Below are 22,125 nucleotides of genomic sequence, written 5' to 3'. Positions count from 1 at the left end.
ACATTCCGCCTTTCCTGTCTCTCCAAGTACACGATACGGCAGATGTCCCCTTTTCCTACAGAAAATGGTAAATTAAAATTGCAATGATCACGCCGATGATGCTCGCCATCGTGATCCGGATGCTGAGTCCGAACGTGATCACGAGGATCCCGAGGTTAAGGATCAGTGGATCGTTAAGACCAAAGGATTCTCCAAAATTCAACCAGGAAAGTCCCGGCACCTTCGCTGTCATCTCCCCGATAAAGCCTCCCAAAACGATTCCGGAAAGCAGAAGGAGAAGCAGCGCCCAGGAACTTTTACTCTTCATACTGTTTCATTCCTCTCGATCGCTGGAACTGCGCATGATCATCAGTCCCGGCGGCTGTTTGTTTCGCCTATGCAGGAAATTTTAGCATATTTCACGCCCAAAAACAATGAGTTAAGAAAAAGTTCACACTCTTACAGTGTCACGATCCCTGCATCCACTAACTTCTGAAGGGACATTAAGATACCGAGCTTCGCATGATACCATGTGAGTCCGCCCTGGAAGTATACCGCGTACGGCGGCTTGATCGGACCGTCTGCGGAAAGTTCGATTGAGGACCCCTGAACGAACGCTCCTGCTGCCATGATGACATCAGAATCGTATCCCGGCATCGCCCACGGCTCCGGAGTCACGAAGCTGTCCACCGGCGCTGCCGCCTGGATGCCCTCGCAGAACTTGATGACGCCTTCCGGTGTTCCGAAGGTGATGGCCTGGATGATATCGTGACGACTCTCAGTGCCGTTCGGAACGACGCCGAAGCCCAGCTTCTCGTACACGTTTGCTGCGAAAATCGCGCCCTTTAATGCACCCGCAACAACGGTCGGAGACAGGAAAAGTCCCTGGTAGAGAGACTGGCTGACACCGAGGCTGGCACCAACCTCTTTTCCGAGACCCGGAGCTGTCAGGCGGTATGCCGCCCGCTCCACGCAGTCCCTGCGTCCGACGATATAGCCGCCGATCGGGGCAAGTCCGCCGCCCGGGTTCTTAATTAAGGAACCGACGATCATGTCCGCTCCCACATCTGTCGGCTCCATCTCCTCCACGAACTCGCCGTAGCAGTTATCTACCATGCAGATCACATCCGGCTTGATAGACTTGATAAAGGAGATCAGCTCGCCGATACGCTTTACGGATAAGGTTGGTCTTGTGGCATATCCCTTGGAGCGCTGGATCTCGATGAGTTTTGTTCGCTCATTGATAGCTTTTTTGATGTTCTCAAAGTCGAAATCACCGTTCGGAAGAAGATCCACCTGGCTGTAGGTAATGCCGAACTCCTTTAAGGAACCGACAGAATCACGGATTCCGATGACTTCCTCTAAAGTATCGTACGGTTTTCCTACCGGGGAAAGGATCTCATCACCCGGGCGGAGATTTCCGGAAAGAGCAATGGTAAGCGCATGGGTTCCGGAGATCAGCTGTGGGCGGACAAGGGCGTCCTCGCCGTGGAATGCCTTCGCATAGACTTCCTCCAACGTGTCACGTCCAAGGTCATTGTAGCCGTATCCCGTAGTTCCGGCGAAATGGATATCGCTGACTCTCGCCTCCTGCATGGCTTTAATGACCTTTAACTGATTGTATTCTGCTGTCTTATCGATGGCCTCGAAACGGTCGTGCAGGCTTTTCTCGATCTCTCTTCCATAATTTAAAACCTTCTCAGAGATTCCAAGCTCTCCGTACATCTTTATAAGTTCCATGATTTCTCCTTTTTTCTAACTGCCATAATGTTTCTTTCGCGCAGATCCTCAAGCATCCACACGAGGATCTTTTCTCTATCAAAATCAAAGTTTCCCTGATCCACCCAGGTAACTTCTTTTTCTCTCTTAAACCAGGTGAGCTGGCGCTTCGCGAAGTGTCTGGTGTCGCGCTTAATGATGTAGACCGCCTCATCTAAGGAGATCGTTCCATCCAGGGCATCCAGGATCTCTTTGTATCCAAGCCCCTGCATGGACACCATATCTCTCGTGCAGCCCATCTCCTTCAACTTTTCCACTTCCGCTAACAGGCCGTTCTTCATCATGAGATCCACCCGCAGGTCGATCCTCTGATACAGGCGTTCGCGATCCATGTTCAGTACATAGTAAGCGAAGTTGTATGGCGATTCTTTCTGCCGCTCCGCCTCGTTATGTTCGGATATCTTTGTCCCGGTTTTCTTGTAAAACTCCAGGGCGCGGATTACACGCTTCACGTTGTTCTCGTGGATCGCCTCTGCGGACTCCGGGTCCACTTCCTTTAACATATCGTGAAGGCAGGACGCGCCTTTTTCTGCCGCCAGACACTCCAATTCTTCCCTGTATCCCGTATCACTGTCATTTTCCGTAAAATCGATATCGTTCACCAGTGCCTGGATATAAAAGCCGGTGCCTCCAGCGATGATCGGGATATGTCCGGCGGCGTAGATCTCCTCCATGGCCTGCTTTGCGAGTCTCTGGAAAACGACCACGTTAAATTCATCCCACGGATCCAGAACATCGATCAGGTGATGTCTGACACCGTCCATCTCCTCCTTCGTCACCTTTGCGGAACCGATATCCATGTGGCGGTACACCTGCATGGAATCGGCGCTGATGATCTCGCCGCCGACCTTTTTCGCGAGTTCCACCGACAGGGCGGTCTTTCCGGATGCCGTCGGCCCGGTGATTATGATCAAAGGCTTTTTCATTATATGATCCTCTTGAATTTCTTTTCCATCTCATATTTGCTGATCGCGACGATCGTCGGTCTTCCGTGCGGGCAGTTATATGGATTCTCCAGTTTTAACAGTTCATCGATGAGCTTATCCGCTTCGGCGAAGGACAGCTCGTTGTTTCCCTTTACCGCCGCCTTGCAGGACATGGTGGCGATCCGGTCGTAGATGGACTCCACATTCTTTCCCATACTCTCATCGGAGAGTCCGTCGATGAGTTCCATCAGAAGGTCCTTTTTCGCCAGGGAGAACAGATTGTCCGGCACCGCCCGCACCGCGTACTCGTTTCCGCCGAAAGGCTCGATCTCGAAGCCGATGTCCGTAAACACCTTCATGTGGCGTTTTAAGAGATCCGCCTCCTGTAAGGAAAGTGTCAGGATGATCGGCGGGCTCACGAGCTGGGAGGTGTATTCCCTCGTCTTTAGGGACGCGAAGTTCTTCTCGAAGAGGACCTTCTCGTGGGCGGCATGCTGGTCAATAATGTAGAGACTGCCGTCGTACTCCACAAGCCAGTAAGTTTCGAAGACCTGGCCGATCAGACGGTGGCGCTTTCTCGCGGTTTCCGAGAGAAGGCGGTTGTCGAACATTTCCATCTGCTTAGGAAGCGCTTCCTTCTCTGCCAGAGGTGCTTCTTTCTCAGCCGGGACCGCTTTCTTCGCAGCCAAAGCCGCACCTGTCGTCTCCGGAGCTTTCTCTTCCAAAGCCGCAGGCATCGCTGCCGCTCCTGTCTCGTTTGGCTGCTGTGCCTGTGCGCGTTCCGGCGGCAGTTCCCTTGTCAGCGGTTTCGGCGGCAGGATCCATTCGCTCTTCTGCTTCTTCTCCCCGTAGGCCGGTCGTTCCTCGCGGATGCCCATGGCTTCCATGCGCCGGTGCTCAAAAGGTTCCGGACCGCGGGCGTTCTTTACGGGCTCACTCATCCCGCTTCCCGGGATCGGATTTCCCGCCGCGGCAGTCTCTTTTTTCTCAAGCTCGCGCTCTTCCCGCTCCGACATGAGGCTCACGTTCGGAATCAATTCTTTCCCGGAAAGGGCGTCCACCACCGCCTGGCAGATCACCCGGTACATGTTCTCGCCGTCCTTGAAGCGAAGCTCCATCTTTGACGGATGTACGTTCACATCGATAAACTCCGGCTCCACGGTGAGGTGCAGCAGCGTGAAGGGATATTTGTGCTGCATCATATAGCTCTTGTACCCGTCCTCGATGGCCTTGGACACGAGTCCGCTCTTAATGTACCGCCCGTTGATGAAATAATTCTCAAAATTTCTGTTTCCCCGGGCGATCACCGGCTTTCCGATAAATCCGGAGATCTTCACGATTCCGTTTGACACCTCCACCGGGAGAAGGTTTGCCGCGATCTCCCGCCCGTAGACGGTGTAGATAATGTCTTTCAGGTTGTGATTCCCCGAGGTGTGGAGACGGCTCTGGTTATTCACGATAAGCCGGATGGAGATCTCTGGGTGGGACAGGGCGATCTTTTCCACGAGATCTGTCACGTGTGCCCCTTCCGTGGTCTCCGTCTTCAAAAATTTCCGTCTGGCAGGTGTGTTGAAAAAGAGGTTCCTGGAGATAAATGTGGTTCCGTCCGGCGCGCCGATCTCCTCAAGGCCTTTCTCCTCGCCGCCTTCGATCCTGTATCTGGATCCCGTGAGGCTGCCAGAGGTCTTTGTGATCAGTTCCACCTGAGAGACGGCCGCGATACTGGAAAGTGCCTCGCCGCGGAATCCAAGGGAAGAGACCGTGAGCAGATCTTCCGCTGTCCGGATCTTACTGGTGGAGTGGCGAAGAAACGCTAACGGAAGCTCTTCCTTTTTGATCCCGCATCCATTGTCCGTGATCCGGATAAACCCGATGCCGCCCTGACGGATCTCCACGGTGATCGCCGTGGAACCGGCATCAATGGCGTTTTCCATTAACTCTTTCACCACGGAAGCAGGCCGCTCCACAACCTCTCCCGCAGCGATCTGGTTGATCGTACTCTGATCCAGCACCTGAATCGGCATAGTCTCTCTCCCTCTCTTTCATATTTTACCCTCGCCGGTATTTGTCTTTCACGCCGTTTCATGCGAAAACCCGCACCCACAAGGTTTTTTCGTATCATTACTGCCAGCGGTTCTTAAGCTTCGTCTGCAGTCTGTACAGCGTATTCAACGCATCGATCGGGGTCATGCTGGAAAGCTCCAGATCCCCGAGTTCTTTTATGATATCGTCGTCCTTCACCGTGTCAAAGATGGACATCTGGTTGAGATCCACCTCGTCCGGCTTCGCCACCGCCTTGTGCTGCGGGGACGCACTCATCTGGGCGATCTCCTTTGCCTGGGCCGTGATGTCGGCGCTGGCAAGCTCCTCCACGAGTTCCTTCGCACGGGCGATGACCGGCTCCGGTACTCCCGCAAGCTTCGCTACCTGGATTCCGTAACTCTTGTCTGCTCCGCCCTTTACAATCTTTCTGAGGAACACGATATCGTCCCCCTGTTCCTTAACGGCGATACAGTAGTTGTTAACTCCGCTTATGGTTCCCTCAAGTTCCGTGAGCTCATGGTAATGAGTCGCAAACAATGTCTTCGCGCCGAGGATCTTCGGGTTGCTGATGTGCTCGATGACCGCCCAGGCAATGGACAGGCCATCGAAGGTACTCGTACCTCGGCCGATCTCATCGAGGACAAGAAGACTGTTCTTTGTGGCGTTTCTCAGGATATTCGCCACCTCTGTCATCTCAACCATAAACGTACTCTGGCCGGAAGCCAGGTCATCGGAGGCGCCGACTCTCGTAAAGATCCTGTCGCAGATTCCAATGTTAGCCTCGTCTGCCGGGACAAAGCTTCCGATCTGTGCCATGAGGACGATGAGGGCTGTCTGTCTCATATAGGTGGACTTACCGGCCATGTTCGGTCCCGTGATGACGGAGATCCTGTTCTTTCCATTGTCCAGATATGTATCATTTGCGACAAACAGACTGTCCTTGATCATCTTCTCAACCACCGGATGGCGTCCGTTCTTGATGTTGATAACGCCTTTTTCGTTGATCTTCGGCTTCACATAGTTATTTCTCATGGACACCGTGGACAGGGATGTGAACACGTCAATGCCCGCAATAGCCTTCGCGGTACTCTGGATCCGCAGGACTTCCGCCGCGATCTGATCACGCACGTCGCAGAACAGGTCATACTCTAAGGTGTAGAGGCGGTCCTCCGCGCCCATGATGATGTCTTCCAGCTCTTTCAGGCGGTCTGTGGTGTACCGCTCTGCGTTTGTCAGCGTCTGTTTACGGATAAAGTACTCCGGAACTAAGTCCTTGAAGGAGTTCGTCACCTCAAAATAGTAGCCGAACACCTTGTTGTACTTGATCTTCAGATTTTTAATCCCTGTCTTTTCCTTCTCCTCCGTCTCAAGATCCGCCAGCCATGCCTTCCCCTCAGTCTTCGCCTTCCGGTACTTGTCGGCTTCCTCGCTGTATCCGTCCTTGATGATGTTTCCCTCGCGGACCGTGATCGGCGGCTCGTCGACAATGGAGCGGTCGATCAGCTCATAGAGGTCCCGGAGCGGGTCCAGGTCCTCATTCATCTTTTTTAAGAGCTCGCAGGAGAATTCTCCGAGAATATCTTTGATATACGGCAGCATCTCCAGGGAATTCTTAAAGGAGAGAAGGTCTCTCGGGTTCGCTGTCTTGTAACTAATGCGGCCCATGAGGCGTTCCAGGTCGTAGACGGAATTTAAGTATTCCCGGATCTCCTCCCTGGAAATATAGTTCATGTTCAGTTCCTCGATGGCCTGCTGACGGCGCTCGATCTCCTCTTTATCGATCAGCGGCTGTTCAATAAAAGAACGGAGAAGTCTCGCTCCCATGGCCGTCTTTGTCTTATCGAGAACCCAGAGCAGGGATCCGCGCTTCTGTTTTTCCCTTAAGGTATCAACTAACTCCAGATTTCGTCTCGTGGAGGTGTCGATCATCATGAACTGACCTGTCGTATACGGTGTGATCTTCGTCAGATGGGACAGGTCATTCTTCTGCGTCTCATAGAGGTACTGAAGAACAGCACCGGAGGCGATCATTCCGTTCTCGTAGTCGCCCAGGCCCAGTCCTTCCAGACTCATCACATGGAAGTGCTCTTTTAAGATCTTTCTGCAGTCATCGTCCGAGAAAAACCTGTTTTCCAGGGCGGTCACGGCAAAATGATACCGTTCTTTTAACTCATCCATGTCCAGCCCGGACATAAAGAGTGCCTCGTTGCACACGAGCTCCGACGGTGTGAACTTATTGATCTCATCAAGCAGTGCCCGCTCGCTCGTCACTTCTGTAACAAAAAAATCGCCGGTCGTAATGTCGACCGTCGCAATTCCGTAATTGTTTCCAGTATACACAACCGCCATCAGGTAGTTGTTCTTTGTCTCATCCAGGGCCTGGGAGCTCGTGATGGTTCCCGGTGTCACAACGCGGATGACTTCGCGCTTTACGAGGCCCTTTGCGAGCTTCGGGTCCTCCATCTGCTCCGCGATAGCGACCTTATAGCCTTTCTGGACAAGTCTCGTGAGATAACCTTCCACCGCGTGGAATGGCACACCGCACATCGGTGCCCGCTCTTCCAGGCCGCAGTCCTTTCCCGTCAGTGTCAGTTCCAGTTCTCTTGAAACCGTCTTGGCATCCTCAAAAAACATCTCGTAGAAATCACCCAACCGGTAAAAAAGGATACAGTCCGGATACTGTTTTTTTGTTTCGAGATAATGTGTCATCATTGGTGAAATCTGTCCCACGTCTTTTCTCCTATTCCTTAACATGCCCACAGCGCCCGAAGCACTCGGCTCCGGGCGTCACATGTGTTTCATCTTATTTTACAAGAGATCCCATATAGTAGAATCCCTTTGTCTCGTCCAAGGAGACATTAACGATCTTTCCGATCAGAGATGCGTCTCCAGCGAAATGTACGACTGTGTTGTTGGAAAGTCTTCCTGTCACAAAGCCTGCCTCGTGAGTATCGATCTCCTCCACAAGGACTTTTTGTACTGTTCCCTCGTGGCGCTTTACGACCTCAGCCGCGATGTCCTGGACCTCCTTAAGCAGGCGGTCGAAACGGTTCTTTACCACGTCCTCCGGAACCTGGTTTGGCATAGTAGCCGCCGGTGTTCCGGTACGTTTGGAGTAGATGAAGGTGAAAGCACTGTCGTAACGCACTTTTCTCACCACATCCATGGTCTCCTCGAAGTCCTCCTCTGTCTCTCCCGGGAATCCCACGATGATATCGGTGGTCAGGGAAATATCCGGCATCGCCGCACGGAGCTTCTCCACCAGGGCGAGGTACTGTTCCTTCGAGTATTTGCGGTTCATTCTCTTCAAGATCTCGCTGCTGCCGGACTGAAGCGGCAGATGTAAATGGCTGCAGATCTTTTTGGAGTTCTTCATGGTCCCGATGAGCTCATCGGAGAGATCCTTCGGGTGGGAGGTCATGAAACGGATCCGCTCAAGACCTTCGATCTTTTCCACTCTTCTCAGGAGTTCCGCAAATGTGATCGGATTTTCCAGATTCTTTCCGTAGGAGTTGACGTTCTGTCCCAGAAGCATGACTTCCACGACACCGTCAGCCACCAGTCCCTCGATCTCCTTAATAATATCTTCCGGCTCCCTGCTTCTCTCGCGTCCGCGCACATACGGCACGATGCAGTAGCTGCAGAAGTTATTGCAGCCGAACATGATGTTGACACCGGATTTGAACGGATACTTTCTCTCGATCGGGAGTTCCTCCACGATCTCGTTTGTTCCTTCCCATACATCGACCACCATCTTCTTCTCCATGAAGCGCTCGTAGAGCAGCTCCGCAAGCTTGAAGATATTGTGGGTTCCGAAGATCAGGTCCACATGGCGGTAGCTCTTCTTGATCTTTGCGACTACCTCCGGCTCCTGCATCATGCAGCCGCAGAGGGCGATCATCATATCCGGGTTCTTTCTCTTTACACCGCTTAAATATCCAAGGCGGCCATAAACCTTTAAGTTCGCGTTCTCACGAACGGTGCATGTATTGTAGAGGACGAAATCTGAATTCTCATCGGTTCCCTCCTCATAACCGGCTTCCTTTAAGATTCCAAGGAGTTTTTCGGAGTCTCTGGCATTCATCTGGCACCCGAAGGTGTTGATAAAACAGGTGAGCGGACGGCCTTTTTTCGCGCTCTCCGCCTCCACGAGCTTCTTCACCTGTTCCATAAAGTACTGCTGTCTCGCAGGTTCCTCTGTCGGGGCACCTGCGATAATATTTTTATCTGTCATTCTGATATTTCTCCAACTATTTTTATAAACCTTTATGTTCAGCCGTTCTCTTTTTGGCATAAACGTCCCTGGCTGAACTGTCCCGAATGATTATACCCAAGATTCCCCGAAAATGCAACCTTGTTGTTTTGTAGCTATTCAGTACCTTCATAGTTACGTGCAAAAATCCATTCCAGATCAGCTTCGCTGATGGGATTTTTGCCTTCCAGCCTATGTTTTCTTACGGTCAGCGCAGCAAGTGCGCAGACCTACTGAACAGTTACGTTGTTTTTTACTTCTCCGCCCATGACCAACGTCAGCGGAAATCCGCCGGAATGCTTTACAGCCTGTATTTCTATTTGCGGATCTGTCCATCCCCGTAAATAATATACTTCGTGGATGTCAGCGCCAGAAGTCCCATCGGTCCTCTCGCATGGAGCTTCTGGGTGCTGATACCGATCTCAGCGCCGAAGCCGAACTCAAATCCGTCAGTAAATCTCGTGGAGGCATTGACATAAACTGCCGCCGCATCCACCTCATTTAAGAATTTCTGGGCGTTCTCGTAGTCCTTTGTCACGATGGCCTCGGAATGTCCCGTATTGTACCGGTTGATATGGGCGATAGCCTCATCCACGGAGTCCACGATCTTGCAGGAAAGAATATAATCCAGGTACTCTTTTCCCCAGTCTTCCTCTGTGGCCGCCGTAAATTCCGGCACGATGGAGCGGGCACCCTCGTCAGCGCGTATCTCCACGTTTTTCTCATCGAGACGCTTTTTCATCAGCGGCAGGAATTCCTTTGCGATCTTTCTATGTACCAAGGTGGATTCGCAGGCGTTGCAGACACCGATCCTCTGGGTCTTCGCATTAAAGATGATATCTAACGCCATATCGAAATCTGCGCTCTCGTCCACATAGATATGACAGTTTCCGGTACCCGTCTCGATCACCGGAACCGTGCTGTTCTCCACAACGGTACGGATCAGACCTGCCCCGCCTCTCGGGATCAGGACGTCGAGATATCCGTTCATCCGCATGAACTCTCTCGCGGTCTCATGGCTTGTGTCCTCAATCAGGGAGATGGCATCCTCCGGGATTCCTTCCTTCTTTAAACCATTCCTGATCGCTGTGACGATGGCTTTGTTGGATTCCAACGCGTCGCTGCCGCCGCGAAGGATCACAGCATTTCCCGTCTTAAAGCAGAGCGCAAAAGCATCTGCCGTAACGTTCGGTCTCGCCTCGTAGATGATTCCGATAACACCGAAGGGCACCCGTTTCTGGCCGATCAAGAGTCCGTTCGGGCGCCTCTTCATGGAGATCACCTCTCCCACCGGATCCTCGAGACCTACGACCTGGCGCATGCCCTCCACGATTCCCTCGATCCGCTTGTGGTTCAGCTCCAGGCGGTCCACAAGTCCCGGAGCCATTCCTCTTTCTTTCGCTTTTGCGACATCCGCCGCGTTGGCTTTTAAGATCTCATCCTCTTCATCCAAGATCTCCTGGGCCGCAGCCAGAAGTCCCGCGTTCTTTAAGTCTGTCCCCATTTTTCCGAGGATATAGGAAGTTTCTTTTGCTTTCTGTCCGATTTCTATTAACATGACTGTTTCCTCCCTGATTTATGAGCCTGATCATGCAATGTATCATACGGTATTTTCGGTCCAAAAAATATCAGTCTGTATGTTGTTACTTAATGCTGCACCGGATCACCCGTTTTTCTGTCACGATCATATCCACGCTCTTGTCATACGGCTCCGCCGGGAGCTCATGAAGGATCTGGAACTCGTATGCCAGGGCAATGGTCTTATGACCGGGATGCGTCTCCAGATACCGGTCATAATATCCGCCGCCTTTTCCAAGGCGGACGCCGTTTTCCGTAAATCCCATGCCCGGCACCAGGATCGGTGCTGTCGGAAAAATATACCTGGATTTCTGATGAAATTCCTGGTCCATCTTTTCCGAAGCTATTTCCGAATGGTACTCCTCTGCGCTCCGGCATCCGTTCTTAGGCTCCATAATGTGAAACGCGCCCTCAGTGAGATCATCCTCTGAGTCAGTCACGAAAAACTCCATTGTCTCACCCATGACTCTTGGAAGGCAGACAATGCATTTTTTCTTCCAAAGCTCTTTTAAGATCTCCGCAGTCCCAGTCTCCCAGTTTAAAGACGCATATCCGTAAACTGCCCCGGCATCAGTGACCGCGGGAAGAGTCAGGACCCGCTCCGCGATCTGGCAATCCAGAATCTCTTTTTCTTCCTCCGGCAGTAACCTTAACTGGCCTCGTATTTCTTTTCTAAGATCAGCTTTCTGTTTTTCCAACATTTCCGTATTTCTTTCCAAGATCTGTCACGGAGCCATCCTTCTCAACGATGGAGATATTGTTTAAATGGCCTCTGAGGCTCGCCTTGATATCGGCAACATACTGTTTTCTCAAAGCTGCCTGTTCCTCTTTTTCCGCGTCCGTAAGTCCTACGGCCTGGGATTTATGGTAAAGCTCATTGATTCTGTCGATCTGTTCCTGTTTCATATTTGTTTCTCTTGTCCTCTCAGTTTCTTTTCAGAGCCCATATTACGCGTGAATGCTCTGGATATAATCCAACAGCGCAAATTCACTGCTCTTATTCGCTTTAAAGAGCGTTCCGATCTCCTCGCCCTTTAAGATCCGCCACATAACTTCCAGATCGTCCGCGTTGGCGATCACCATGTCGGCTCCGCTCTCCGTCGCGATCTTTGCCGCATGGAGCTTCGTCGCCATTCCACCGGTTCCCACGTCACTTCCTGTGGTTCCCTTACCCATAGCCATAAATTCATCGGTAAGATCATCCACCTGGCTGATGAACTTCGCGTCCGGGTTTTTCTTCGGATCGTCGGTGTAGAGGCCGTCGATATCGGAGAGAAGGAATAGCAGGTCGCCTTCCACGAGGGCTGCAACGATGGCAGACAGTCTGTCGTTATCACCGAATTTAATTTCATATGTAGATACGGTATCGTTCTCATTTACGATCGGCACCGTTCCGAGCTTTAAAAGTTCATTGAACGTGTTCTTCGCGTTCGTGCGGGAGGTATCATCCAGGATCGTCGCCTTTGTGATCAGGATCTGTGCCGCAGTCTGGTTGTACTCGGAGAAAAGCTTCTGGTACACCATCATGAGACGTGCCTGGCCCACAGCTGCGTATGCCTGTTTCTCGGCAACCGTCTCCGGTTTCTTTCCGCCGAGAGTCTGGCGTCCTGTGGCGATGGCACCGGAGGAAACAAGGATCACTTCTTTTCCCATGCCTCTCATGTCACTGATGATGCGGACAAGCTTCTCGATCTTTGCAAGATTCAGATCGCCTGTCTCCGCGTGTGTCAGTGAAGAAGATCCGATCTTGATCACGATTCTCTTTTTATCTTTTAATAATTCTCTCTCTGTCATATGAAAAGTCTCCTTTCAGCGGAATCCTCAGTGCTATTTAACGCACTGCTGACTGTTTACGTTTGACTACCTGACCGCCGCATATCGCTTTATGATCTCTTCCGCAACCTTCAGGCCGTCCATGGCCGCCGATGTGATCCCCCCGGCGTACCCGGCTCCCTCGCCGCATGGATAAAGCCCTTTCAAACTGCTCTGAAGGCTCTCATCGCGGCAGATCCTGAGCGGTGATGACGTACGGCTCTCGATTCCCGCAAGGACAGCATCGGCACGGTCAAACCCTTTGATCCGTCTTCCGAACTGTTCCATTCCTTCCAGAAACGCTCCGTTTAAGGCCTCTGGCATCAGCTCCCGCAAGTTCGCGAAGGAGAAACCTCCGCAAAACACAGGATTTACGTCTCCCAGGGCCACCGTCGGTCGGTTCGCGGCGAAATCGCCGTAGAGCTGGATCGGGATCTTTCCTCCGCCGAGGGCGAACGCACGCTCTTCCAGGCTTCTCTGGAACGCGATGCCGCCCAAAGGTCCTGCTTCCGGGAAATCCGCCGGGGTGATGGCCACAATCAGGGCACTGTTCGCGATACCGCTGTCTCTCTTAAAATTGCTCATTCCATTGACAGCGAGATGTCCCTTTTCTGAGGACGCGTTCACCACCATTCCGCCCGGGCACATGCAGAATGAATACACACCGCGGCCACTGGTGGTCTTTGCCGTCACTTTATAGGGCGCCGCTCCGAGCTTTCCGGCGTCCTCCATTCCATACTGGTTCTTATTGATCTGCGCCTGGGGGTGCTGGATCCGGAGTCCCACCGCGAACGGCTTCGGTTCCATAAAGACCTTCATCCGATCAAGCTCCGCGAACAGGTCTCTCGCACTGTGTCCTACGGACAGGATCACATGATCTGTCTCAATCACAGCGCCATCTGCAGTCATCACGCCGGTGACTCTTCCATTCTCTTCCAGAATTTTCGTGACTTCCGTCCGGAAATGCACCTCTCCGCCGCCGGCGATGATCCGGTTTCTTATATTTTTAACCACACCCCGCAGCACATCTGTTCCGATATGTGGGGCATGGTCGTAAAGGATCGAAGGATCGGCTCCCATCTCCACAAACGTGGAGAGAACTTTCCCGTTTCTTCCCGAGGTATCCTTTACCAGTGTATTTAACTTTCCGTCGGAGAATGTTCCGGCTCCGCCCTCTCCGAACTGGACGTTGGATCGGATATCCAGGGCCTCATCCCCGTTCTTCCAGAAATCTTCTACTCTTTTCGTCCTCTCCTCCACGGCATCTCCCTGCTCCAAAAGGATCGGAGCGCAGCCGTTCTCGGAGAGTGCCAGGGCCGCGAACATTCCGGCAGGACCGGCGCCGATGATCACCGGGCGCTTTTTCATTTCCGCAGTTCCGTGCTCCGGGTACGCATATGGACGGAAGCCTTCGGCCCGGATGTTCTTGTTCGCCGCCTTTTTGATGACAGTACCTTCTCTTTTACTGTTCGCGAGCATCACATCTACAATATAGCTGAATAACAGCTGCGGCTTCTTTCTCGCGTCGATGGATCTATGGACGATCCTGATCTCCCCGATCGCCGATTCATCGACTTTTAGAAGCTTTGCCGCCTTTTTCTTTATGGCCTCTTCCCCGTGGTCCACGGGAAGTGTGAGCTGATTGATCCGGATCATATGTATGTTTTTTCCTTTCCTGTTTTCCCTGGGTCCTGTTTCCCTCCGCACCGGAAAACGTCATCGTTTTTCCTGCTGCACGGCTGTTTTTTAAATACCCGGGAACGATTCCTGCTGCCACATGGCATCCGGCTGCGTACCCGGAGGACCATGCCCACTGTAAATTATATCCGCCGCAGATTCCATCTACATCCAGGAGCTCCCCGACTATATAAAGGCCGGGAACACGTTTCGACTGCATGGTCTCCGCTTCTATCTCTGCCGTGTCGACACCACCGGTACAGATCTGGGCCTGTTCAAAGGAATTTGTCTCCTTCACCGGGATCTTAAATTCCCGGATCGTGGCACCCAGACGTTCCAGCTCCTCCGATGTCAGAAGACCCGCTTTTTTGTCCGTCTGGATCTTCGCCGCCTTCAAAAGCACCGACGCTAATTTCTTATTAAAAATACCGCTTAAAAAGTCCTCCGCCGTTTCCCCGGAAAGGACTTCCCGCTGTTCTCTCAAGAGATACCGGACCTTCGTCTCATCAAGATCCGGCAGAAAATTTAAAGATGCCAGAACTTTCTTTTTCTGGTCCAGCAGTTTTGCGGCGTACCGGCTCACCTGAAATACCGGAATGCCGGAGATTCCGTAGTCTGTAATCTGCAGTTCCCCGCGGTCCTTTGCTGCCGTCTTTCCATCCGCCGTCTGGATGCTCACAAGGGCATCCACCCGGACACCGGACGCTTTTGGGAGAAGATCTCCCTCACAGCGGAGCTGTACGAGCGCCGGGAGAGGCTTTATGATCCGGTGTCCGAACTGCTTCGCCAGCTCATAGCCGCTGCCGTCGGATCCGGTAGCCTTTGCTGCCTTCGATCCACAGGCGAGGATCAGGAAATCCCCTGTGAAGGTTCCCAGATTCGTTGTGACCTCAAAGTGTTCTTTTTTTCTTCCCGCCTTTTCCACTTCGCACCCGGTGACGATCTTAACGCCGGCTCTTTTCGCACCCCTTAAAAGTGCATCCAGAACCGTCTGCGCCTGACCGGACATAGGGTAGACATATCCGCCGCGGTCCATGGTCAGGACTCCGAGATTCCGAAAGAACGCGACTGCTGCCTTCGGCGGGAAATTTCGGATCGCAGTCCCCCAAAAGCCCTTTTCATCGCTCCGGTAGAAGGACGGATCCATATAGAGGTTCGTCAGATTGCATTTTCCGTTTCCTGTGGACAGGATCTTCTTTCCCGGACGGGCCGTGTGCTCGATTACTGTAACAGCCGCGCCCTGCTCTGCCGCCGTGATCGCAGCCATAAGTCCCGATGCGCCGCCGCCGATAATGATTCCTTTCCGTCCTCTAAAGTTCTCCGCCATTCTTTTTCTCCCTGTCTCCGGTTTTTCCTGTGATCTGAGACCGATTTCCAGACTTTAAGACTACTGCCCCAGTATCAAACAATTTCGCCAAGTTTTCTCACAGTCAGCGCAGCAAATGCGCAGACCTGCCAGGCAATTACACAATTTTTATACTAGTATATCGACCTGACGCAAAAATTTCAAGTAGTAACTGTTCCGCATCTTACCCATTTCAGGCAAAAAGTACCTCAAATTGACTTTCCGGGCGAAATTTTAACTGCTGTAAGACTCCAGATAACTGAAAATTTCAGCCATTGTCGGAAACCAGATCCCCGTCATCAGCCGCTCCTGCTCCTCCGCCGGGAATTCCGCCAGGGGCATATGGGTGAAGAGGTCTGTGGTCTCCTGTCCTTTATCATAAACGATGAGATAACCTTCCTCCGCCACAAGGAAATACCGTTCCTCATCCTCCGCCACGGTCTGATTTTCAACCTGCTCCATATTCAAGACCACATGGATCTCCTCTTTTGTCTCCTTCGCAAATACCGGTTCCTCCACAGATTCCTGCATCTGTACCTCTTCCGCCCTCTGGGCTTCCTCCCCGACCGTCATGAGAAACAATGTGATCAAGCTCGCGGATGTCAGTAAGAAAAAGAAAAGAAAGCAGGATACATACTTTTTCATAGGAATATTCCTCCTTTGAAAGTATTATCTGCTTTCTTTTCTATTTTTAAACACATAAAAACCAAATTTTTGTCCATGCACTGACAGTCAGCTGTCCCGGTTTATTTCTGTACTTTCCGCCTCTACATCAGATGCAGTTTTCTGAACACTCTCAGGAGCTTCGTTCCGCCCGGCATCGTCTTTAACTCTGCCGCGGACAATGCCCCAAGCTTAATAAGCAGCACGCCATAAACAACTACTGCGATCATCATCGCAAACAACGTAGAAATCGCGTTGCTCTTCACCGCGAGATGCGCGAGCTGGTAGGAACCGAAGGTGAAGATTCCCATCACCGCGGAGGCGATCACCGGAATGATCACCGTTTTCTTCATCTCCTGCCGGTAGCCGAGAAGCTTCCGGATTGATCTCGCGTTCATCAAGACCATGAAGAGCGCGAACAGGATATTCGAGAATACCATGCTGTAGATTCCCATGTGGAATCCGAGAGCCATGATCTCCAGGGCGATCAGGTGAAGCACCAGGGAGATCACCGCGTGGAAGATCGGAAGGCGCATTTTATCGATGCCCTGAAGGATCGCGTTTGTGACCGTGGACACGGAGTAGAATACCACCGCAAGGGAACCGTAAATCGTCATCCGGATCGCCAGGGAATTATCCCCGGAGAACAAAAGGTTGTTTACCGGTCCCGCAAGCACCGTGAGTCCCACCGTAGACGGGATCGCAACGATACAGGAGAACCGGATCGCGGATGCCACGCGCCCTCTCACAAGTTTCTTATCTCCCATAGCCACCGCCCTTGATACGGACGGGATCAGAGAGGAAGAAAGGGCATTTGAGATCGCCATCGGCACGTTGATCAGCAGATGGTATTTTCCTGTATACACACCCCAAATGGAGGCAAACTCATCCCCCTGTCCGAGAGTCTTAAAATTGTACGCAAGGATTCCGTTGTCCAGCACGCTGTTTAAGTTGTAGATCGCGGAGCTCAAGATGACCGGAACTACCGTGAAGAACAGGATTCTTGTGATGTCCCTGTAGCTCTCCAGGATCTCCGTCTGGTCTCTCCTGATCTGGCGCTTTCTCATCTTTGCGCAGGCTGCAAATAAAAACAGCAGGAAGATCAATGCGGTAAACGCGCCCGCACCTGTACCGATGGTGCCGCCGGCAGCGCCCCAGGCGTTGGAATATCCGTCTCCCGTCTGATTCTTTAACACTTCTGTCTTTAACGCCTCGTTAAAGAGGAAGCTTCCCGCCGCAACGCTGACGATGGCGTTTACGATCTGCTCAAAGACCTGGGAAAAGGCGGTGGGCACCATGGTGCCCTGTCCCTGGAAATATCCGCGGAACACGCCGAGATAGGCCATGATCCATACCGTCGGGGCTAATGTCCTTAGCGCGAATGCCGCATAGGGCATAAAAAATACGTCTTTCGCGAAGAAATCAGCACCGAACCAGATCACCGCAGCCGCAAAGGCACCCACGATGGTGGCATAACAGAGCGCCGCGCGTAAGATTCTCGCTGCGTTCCGGTACTGCTTTCCCGCAAGTCTCGCGGAAACCATTTTCGACACAGCGAGGGGCAGGCTGTAGGATGAGAGAAGCAGTGCAATATTGTATACATTAAATGCTGTTCCGTAATATCCCATTCCTTCATCGCCGATGATGTTGATCATCGGAATACGGTAAGCGATTCCGATGATCCTCACGACGATAGATGCCACTGCCAGGATACTTCCCTGGACAACGAAATTGGATTCCTTTTTCTTTTTCTGTCTGTTACTTTCCATAAATCTCAGCTTTACTGTACCTGTCTGCGCCTACAATGCAGATCCAGGTCTTTCCTTTGTTAAGCATGACTTCCTTTCCTTCAGAGTCATAGTAGCGGGTCGGTCCGAAGTCCCCGTCCTTCTTCCAGGACACAGGAACGCACTTTCCGCCTGTAAATACATAACCCGCTCCACCCTTGTGAACGTTGATATTGAGATAATCGGTGCTGGCGTAATGTCCCCACTCCACATACTGGAAAATGACATTATTGACCGCAATCTGCCCGCCGTCGCCGTTGTGCTTTCCGCCGTACTGGAAACGGTGATACTTTCCGTCACTCTCATTGTACTCGAACCACGGATTATTCATCGTGTAGGACGGGTAGAACTTGTACGCGTCCTTCGCGTCGGATTCCGCTGGGACATAAGCATTCTTTGAGAACTGGAAATGTCCCGTGTAGGTATTGCTGTAGGAAGTGCGGTAGCCCAGCTGGCCGATGGTCTTATTTAATTTCGCGCCACTTGTATAGGCGTTATGCGGTGCCTTCTTGTCCTTTGTGCGGTAGAACGCATTTCCGCCTGTGCCATCGACACCGTTGATGTTGTCCACACTTTTCAGATACGGAACTGCGAAGGTGCTCTGTCCGTAATGGGCATAGATCGCATCGTACTCTCTTGCGAAATATGTATAATAGGTACGGCAGCTTCTGACGGAACCGATCCGCTCGATATCATCATAGTCCTCGAAGATCGCCATGTAGCGGTTCATATCGCCCTCCACCGGCGCCTCGTAGACCACATCTGCCCGGTTGATGCCGTACTGAGGCAGGGATGCCTTATCATTGCTCATCATGACCGCGACAGGCCGTCTGTTGGCCTTCGCCACGTCCACCATCTCACCGGTCAGGTAACTCTGGATCTTTCCGTCGACCTCTTTGCGCTCCTCCGGGCCTTCCGGCTCCGTCTCCGCCTCCGTCGTCGGTTCTGTCTCAAGAACGATGGTCTTCGTCTCTTCCGGCGTCTCTGTGGGCGCCTCCGTTGTCACAGCTGCTTCCTCAGCCTTCTTTCCGCACCCGGAAAGAGCTGCCGCTGCCATCATGATTCCAATACCAATAATAAATGCTCTGCCCCGTTTTCTCATCTCCTGTAACCCCTCCGTTCCAGAATTTCTCTCTGCATGTCCTCCATCTGGATCCGCTCCTCATCCTCCATATGGTCGTAGCCGGATAAATGAAGCATGCTGTGCGCTACTAAGAATGCCAGCTCTCTCGTCTGAGAGTGGCCATACTTCTCAGCCTGCTCTTTCACCTTATCCACGGAAATTACGATATCCCCCATAAGTAATTCCCCTGTATCCGGGTCGAAGTATTCCTCCGGCGTCTCTTCCAGATGGGAAAAGTCGCCCGGTGTCTCAAAATCACACATCGGGAACGACAAAACGTCTGTCGGGTTGTCAATCCCGCGCATATCAAGGTTGATCTGGTGGATCCCGGCATTATCCGTAAGGAGGACATTCACCTCCGCGTCATACGGGCATTCTACATAATCCAGGGATTCCTCGATCACGTTTTTAATGATCTCTTCGTACGGAAGATCCAGTTTTTCCTCCGCTTCGTACTCCACTGTCACTGTCATCTCTGTTCCCGTCCTTCCCGGCCGCTTTTTCCATGTTCCGTGCGAGGTCTTCTCTCCGGTTTCTCACGGCCTTCATATTCATCATATGCCTTTACGATCTTCTGGACAAGCGGATGTCTTACCACGTCCTCGTTGGAGAACCGGCAGATTCCGATATCGTTGATATTCTTCAGTACCTTAAGCGCCACGTCGAGGCCGGATACCTGGCCTGCAGGCAGATCCTTCTGGGACTGGTCGCCGGTGATGATGACCTTGGAACCGAAACCGATCCTTGTAAGGAACATTTTCATCTGTGCCTGGGTCGTATTCTGGGCCTCATCCAGGATAATAAAGGCGTTATCTAAGGTACGTCCGCGCATGTAGGCGAGAGGCGCCACCTCGATCAGGCCTTTCTCTGAATTGTGAAGATAGCTGTCCGCGCCCATGATCTGGTAGAGGGCGTCGTAAAGTGGGCGCAGGTACGGATCGATCTTGCTCTGAAGGTCGCCCGGAAGGAAGCCTAATTTCTCTCCCGCCTCGATGGCCGGACGTGTCAGGATGATCCTGCCCACCTCTCCATTCTTAAAGGCCTGGATTGCCATGGACATGCCAAGATACGTTTTTCCGGTTCCCGCAGGTCCCACGCCGAACACGATCATCTTTTTCCGGATCAGATCGATATACTGCTTCTGTCCAAGAGTCTTCGGTTTTACCGGTTTTCCATTTATGGTGTGACAGATGATATCGCGGTCCAGGGAAAGCATTTCCGTGTCCTTATCCTCAAAGGAAAGAGCCAGGGCGTAATCCACATTCTGCTCCCCGATCTCTTCGCCCCGCTTCGAGAGTTCCAGAAGCGTTGAAAATACGCTCTTCGCGCGTTTTACCGCATGATCTGGTCCGATGACCTTGATCTCCCCGTCCCGCGCCACCATGGATACGTGAAGCGTCCGCTCGATTTTTTTCAGATAACTGTCAAACTGTCCGCAGACCTTCCTCTCATGTTCTGCCGGAATGTCTATGATTGTCTCAATGATGCTCATCTACTGTCTGAATCTCCTCCTGATCTTCCGGCATGGGGGATTCTTTCGCGATGTCCTCCACCACCGTCAGTGTTCCATGAATCTTCCAGTGTGATTCACTTCTCTCTATTTTAACATCACTACCAAGGATTTGTATACCTTTTTCGGTGAGATTTTGCATATATTCGTTCAAATACCGGTCAGCAGAATCCGAAACTTCTGATTTTGTGAGTACTTTTTCGTAGGGAATATATTCCCTGGCAGCGAGGATCCCGCCGTAGACCGGAAGGTAAAAATTTTTCGAAAATCTGAGCTGGGATTCTTCCATGAAAAGTTCCCAGCTGCTTTCTTTTTTTAGGTCCGGCATCAGGAAACAGAATTCCGTATCCAGAAATTTAAAGAACACGCCCATGCGTTTCTTTCCTGTTCCCGCACGGATCTCCTCCACAACCGGGATCTTCCATGTAACCGTTCTCGTTGTTTCTGCGTAGACTTCCGCATCCGCATGGACTAAGTTTGTCTTCACAAGTGTCTCGGAATCATCGTAGATCGGAAGCTTCCCCGAGACCAGGATATCCCCGGTTTTCACCTCGTCCCCGGCTTTCACCCTGACAATCCCGTTCCGGACGATGATCTTTGTCACGGTGCCATCTGATCCTGCTGTGAGCTCACAGGGCGCATCTGATCCGGTCTCCGCCTTCAGGATCCCGTCATTTTCCCGCACATGGACTGTAAGCCTTGTGCCGGTCAGTTCTGCGGATACCCAGCCGATCTCCGGGAACGCGTTCCGGATCTGTTTTTCCAGATCCCCACAGGAAATCTCTTTTTTTCTCATCCCACACTGCACCGGAATCGTGTCCATGAAATGCAGCAGCATCTCATCCGTAAAACGATGATTTCCATCAAAGGAAATGTCCCACACATAAAAAGATGAAAGATAGATCAGCAGAAAAAAGGCTGCCAGACCTCCGGCCCAGAGACTTCTGCGGCGGCCCAGGATCAGCCAGAATGGAAAACCGTGCTTTTCCGTGATCCGCAGACGGACATCTGTTTTCCGGGCGATCGGCTTCAGACGTTTAAAGTTTCTCGGTGATATCTCGAAGCAGACAGTTTTCCCCTGTTTCTTGTCCTCTTTTTCCAATTCTTTCTTTTCAACATGGTTATCATATCGATCATGCCGATTGCCGTCATATTCCGCAGCAGGGATCTCTTTTGTCTCGATTTTTTCGATCACGATCCCTCTCTGCGCCGCGATATTAAAAAAGCGCTCCATCCCTCTCCCATCGATCCGGACTTTCACGCTTCCCTCCCACAATTTTTCAAATCTATTCAAACCGGATCACCTCCAGGCGGCCGGATATTTTCATCTCATCTTTATCGTAATAGCAGATCTTTAACTTTTTCCCGGAGACAGAAAGAATATAGTGCCTGCATTGGATTCTGATCTCCGTATCCGTGTATACAAGAATGCTCCTGTAATTTTCAATATGTACCGCCCGTGTCCCGATGAGCGTCAAAAGCGTCTCCCCGCCCAATGCGTCCGCAAACACCCCGGCGGAGTCCGTCCGGGTAACATCATCGTTTTTCTGCCCTCTCATGTCTTACTCCGCCGAATTATGCCTTGCAAAATCTTATGCGCCATGTCTTTCCATTATTCTTTCCTGCCTTCTGTCAACCGGCATCCTTTCGC

19 protein-coding genes are annotated in these 22,125 nt (G+C 51.9%); all 19 read right to left on the bottom strand.

The genetic code is table 11. The features are described from left to right. Positions 1 to 55: 55 nt before the first annotated feature. Complete coding sequence (locus tag DWY93_RS03190) at positions 56 to 307, bottom strand: DUF4321 domain-containing protein (protein ID WP_015554323.1); 252 nt, start codon at positions 305 to 307, stop codon at positions 56 to 58. Positions 308 to 438: 131 nt separating this feature from the next. Continuing rightward, positions 439 to 1,719, bottom strand: coding sequence for a methionine gamma-lyase family protein (locus DWY93_RS03185; protein ID WP_015554322.1), 1,281 nt, complete (start codon positions 1,717 to 1,719; stop codon positions 439 to 441). After that, entirely contained in the window at positions 1,707 to 2,684 is a 978-nt protein-coding gene (gene miaA, locus DWY93_RS03180; RefSeq protein WP_117471774.1) for a tRNA (adenosine(37)-N6)-dimethylallyltransferase MiaA, read from the bottom strand. Before miaA ends, DWY93_RS03185 begins: the two co-directional genes overlap by 13 nt. Next, the gene (mutL, locus tag DWY93_RS03175; RefSeq protein ID WP_117471773.1) at positions 2,684 to 4,708 is read right to left on the bottom strand and encodes a DNA mismatch repair endonuclease MutL; all 2,025 of its coding nucleotides are present in this window, start codon (positions 4,706 to 4,708) and stop codon (positions 2,684 to 2,686) included. Before mutL ends, miaA begins: the two co-directional genes overlap by 1 nt. 97 nt (positions 4,709 to 4,805) lie before the next feature. Then, positions 4,806 to 7,439, bottom strand: a complete 2,634-nt coding sequence (gene mutS / locus DWY93_RS03170; RefSeq protein WP_181968338.1) for a DNA mismatch repair protein MutS — start codon at positions 7,437 to 7,439, stop codon at positions 4,806 to 4,808. A gap of 91 nt (positions 7,440 to 7,530) precedes the next feature. Continuing rightward, a complete protein-coding gene (gene miaB / locus DWY93_RS03165) occupies positions 7,531 to 8,961 on the bottom strand; it encodes a tRNA (N6-isopentenyl adenosine(37)-C2)-methylthiotransferase MiaB (protein ID WP_117471771.1) in 1,431 nt (476 codons plus the stop codon). Positions 8,962 to 9,295: 334 nt separating this feature from the next. Further along, entirely contained in the window at positions 9,296 to 10,537 is a 1,242-nt protein-coding gene (locus DWY93_RS03160; RefSeq protein ID WP_021904356.1) for a glutamate-5-semialdehyde dehydrogenase, read from the bottom strand. An 85-nt stretch (positions 10,538 to 10,622) separates the two neighbouring features. Further along, positions 10,623 to 11,258, bottom strand: a complete 636-nt coding sequence (locus DWY93_RS03155; protein ID WP_117471770.1) for a 5-formyltetrahydrofolate cyclo-ligase — start codon at positions 11,256 to 11,258, stop codon at positions 10,623 to 10,625. Continuing rightward, the gene (locus tag DWY93_RS03150; RefSeq protein ID WP_015554317.1) at positions 11,236 to 11,463 is read right to left on the bottom strand and encodes a DUF896 domain-containing protein; all 228 of its coding nucleotides are present in this window, start codon (positions 11,461 to 11,463) and stop codon (positions 11,236 to 11,238) included. Before DWY93_RS03150 ends, DWY93_RS03155 begins: the two co-directional genes overlap by 23 nt. 42 nt (positions 11,464 to 11,505) lie before the next feature. Then, on the bottom strand, positions 11,506 to 12,351 hold the full coding sequence (proB, locus tag DWY93_RS03145) for a glutamate 5-kinase (protein WP_015554316.1): 846 nt from the start codon (positions 12,349 to 12,351) through the stop codon (positions 11,506 to 11,508). A 66-nt stretch (positions 12,352 to 12,417) separates the two neighbouring features. Next, on the bottom strand, positions 12,418 to 14,025 hold the full coding sequence (locus DWY93_RS03140; RefSeq protein WP_117471769.1) for an FAD-dependent oxidoreductase: 1,608 nt from the start codon (positions 14,023 to 14,025) through the stop codon (positions 12,418 to 12,420). Then, positions 13,937 to 15,373, bottom strand: a complete 1,437-nt coding sequence (locus DWY93_RS03135) for an NAD(P)/FAD-dependent oxidoreductase (protein WP_117471768.1) — start codon at positions 15,371 to 15,373, stop codon at positions 13,937 to 13,939. Before DWY93_RS03135 ends, DWY93_RS03140 begins: the two co-directional genes overlap by 89 nt. Before the next feature lie 252 nt (positions 15,374 to 15,625). Continuing rightward, positions 15,626 to 16,036 (bottom strand): hypothetical protein, encoded by a 411-nt coding sequence (locus DWY93_RS03130; protein WP_015554313.1) that lies wholly within the window; start codon positions 16,034 to 16,036, stop codon positions 15,626 to 15,628. 122 nt (positions 16,037 to 16,158) lie between these two features. Further along, the gene (locus DWY93_RS03125; RefSeq protein ID WP_117471767.1) at positions 16,159 to 17,823 is read right to left on the bottom strand and encodes a polysaccharide biosynthesis protein; all 1,665 of its coding nucleotides are present in this window, start codon (positions 17,821 to 17,823) and stop codon (positions 16,159 to 16,161) included. After that, positions 17,813 to 18,943 (bottom strand): DUF3048 domain-containing protein, encoded by a 1,131-nt coding sequence (locus tag DWY93_RS03120; RefSeq protein WP_117471766.1) that lies wholly within the window; start codon positions 18,941 to 18,943, stop codon positions 17,813 to 17,815. The genes DWY93_RS03125 and DWY93_RS03120 overlap by 11 nt, the downstream gene beginning before the upstream one ends. After that, complete coding sequence (ybeY, locus tag DWY93_RS03115; protein ID WP_021904350.1) at positions 18,940 to 19,437, bottom strand: rRNA maturation RNase YbeY; 498 nt, start codon at positions 19,435 to 19,437, stop codon at positions 18,940 to 18,942. Before ybeY ends, DWY93_RS03120 begins: the two co-directional genes overlap by 4 nt. Continuing rightward, on the bottom strand, positions 19,434 to 20,456 hold the full coding sequence (locus DWY93_RS03110; protein WP_117471765.1) for a PhoH family protein: 1,023 nt from the start codon (positions 20,454 to 20,456) through the stop codon (positions 19,434 to 19,436). Before DWY93_RS03110 ends, ybeY begins: the two co-directional genes overlap by 4 nt. Then, on the bottom strand, positions 20,443 to 21,768 hold the full coding sequence (locus DWY93_RS03105) for a sporulation protein YqfD (RefSeq protein ID WP_117469483.1): 1,326 nt from the start codon (positions 21,766 to 21,768) through the stop codon (positions 20,443 to 20,445). Before DWY93_RS03105 ends, DWY93_RS03110 begins: the two co-directional genes overlap by 14 nt. Continuing rightward, the gene (locus DWY93_RS03100; RefSeq protein ID WP_015554308.1) at positions 21,761 to 22,033 is read right to left on the bottom strand and encodes a YabP/YqfC family sporulation protein; all 273 of its coding nucleotides are present in this window, start codon (positions 22,031 to 22,033) and stop codon (positions 21,761 to 21,763) included. The genes DWY93_RS03105 and DWY93_RS03100 overlap by 8 nt, the downstream gene beginning before the upstream one ends. Positions 22,034 to 22,125 lie beyond the last annotated feature (92 nt).

This window comes from Clostridium sp. AF28-12 (assembly GCF_003435225.1).
Lineage (GTDB): Bacteria > Bacillota > Clostridia > Lachnospirales > Lachnospiraceae > Pilosibacter > Pilosibacter fragilis.
Note: the sequence above shows the minus strand (reverse complement) of the source record. Positions and strands in the feature narration are given on the sequence as shown.

Coding starts and splice junctions, on each gene's coding strand:
- DWY93_RS03190 (WP_015554323.1), bottom strand. CDS start 307: ATGAAGAGTAAAAGTTCCTGGGCGCTGCTTCTCCTTCTGCTTTCCGGA.
- DWY93_RS03185 (WP_015554322.1), bottom strand. CDS start 1,719: ATGGAACTTATAAAGATGTACGGAGAGCTTGGAATCTCTGAGAAGGTT.
- miaA (WP_117471774.1), bottom strand. CDS start 2,684: ATGAAAAAGCCTTTGATCATAATCACCGGGCCGACGGCATCCGGAAAG.
- mutL (WP_117471773.1), bottom strand. CDS start 4,708: ATGCCGATTCAGGTGCTGGATCAGAGTACGATCAACCAGATCGCTGCG.
- mutS (WP_181968338.1), bottom strand. CDS start 7,439: ATGATGACACATTATCTCGAAACAAAAAAACAGTATCCGGACTGTATC.
- miaB (WP_117471771.1), bottom strand. CDS start 8,961: ATGACAGATAAAAATATTATCGCAGGTGCCCCGACAGAGGAACCTGCG.
- DWY93_RS03160 (WP_021904356.1), bottom strand. CDS start 10,537: ATGTTAATAGAAATCGGACAGAAAGCAAAAGAAACTTCCTATATCCTC.
- DWY93_RS03155 (WP_117471770.1), bottom strand. CDS start 11,258: ATGTTGGAAAAACAGAAAGCTGATCTTAGAAAAGAAATACGAGGCCAG.
- DWY93_RS03150 (WP_015554317.1), bottom strand. CDS start 11,463: ATGAAACAGGAACAGATCGACAGAATCAATGAGCTTTACCATAAATCC.
- proB (WP_015554316.1), bottom strand. CDS start 12,351: ATGACAGAGAGAGAATTATTAAAAGATAAAAAGAGAATCGTGATCAAG.
- DWY93_RS03140 (WP_117471769.1), bottom strand. CDS start 14,025: ATGATCCGGATCAATCAGCTCACACTTCCCGTGGACCACGGGGAAGAG.
- DWY93_RS03135 (WP_117471768.1), bottom strand. CDS start 15,373: ATGGCGGAGAACTTTAGAGGACGGAAAGGAATCATTATCGGCGGCGGC.
- DWY93_RS03130 (WP_015554313.1), bottom strand. CDS start 16,036: ATGAAAAAGTATGTATCCTGCTTTCTTTTCTTTTTCTTACTGACATCC.
- DWY93_RS03125 (WP_117471767.1), bottom strand. CDS start 17,823: ATGGAAAGTAACAGACAGAAAAAGAAAAAGGAATCCAATTTCGTTGTC.
- DWY93_RS03120 (WP_117471766.1), bottom strand. CDS start 18,943: ATGAGAAAACGGGGCAGAGCATTTATTATTGGTATTGGAATCATGATG.
- ybeY (WP_021904350.1), bottom strand. CDS start 19,437: ATGACAGTGACAGTGGAGTACGAAGCGGAGGAAAAACTGGATCTTCCG.
- DWY93_RS03110 (WP_117471765.1), bottom strand. CDS start 20,456: ATGAGCATCATTGAGACAATCATAGACATTCCGGCAGAACATGAGAGG.
- DWY93_RS03100 (WP_015554308.1), bottom strand. CDS start 22,033: ATGAGAGGGCAGAAAAACGATGATGTTACCCGGACGGACTCCGCCGGG.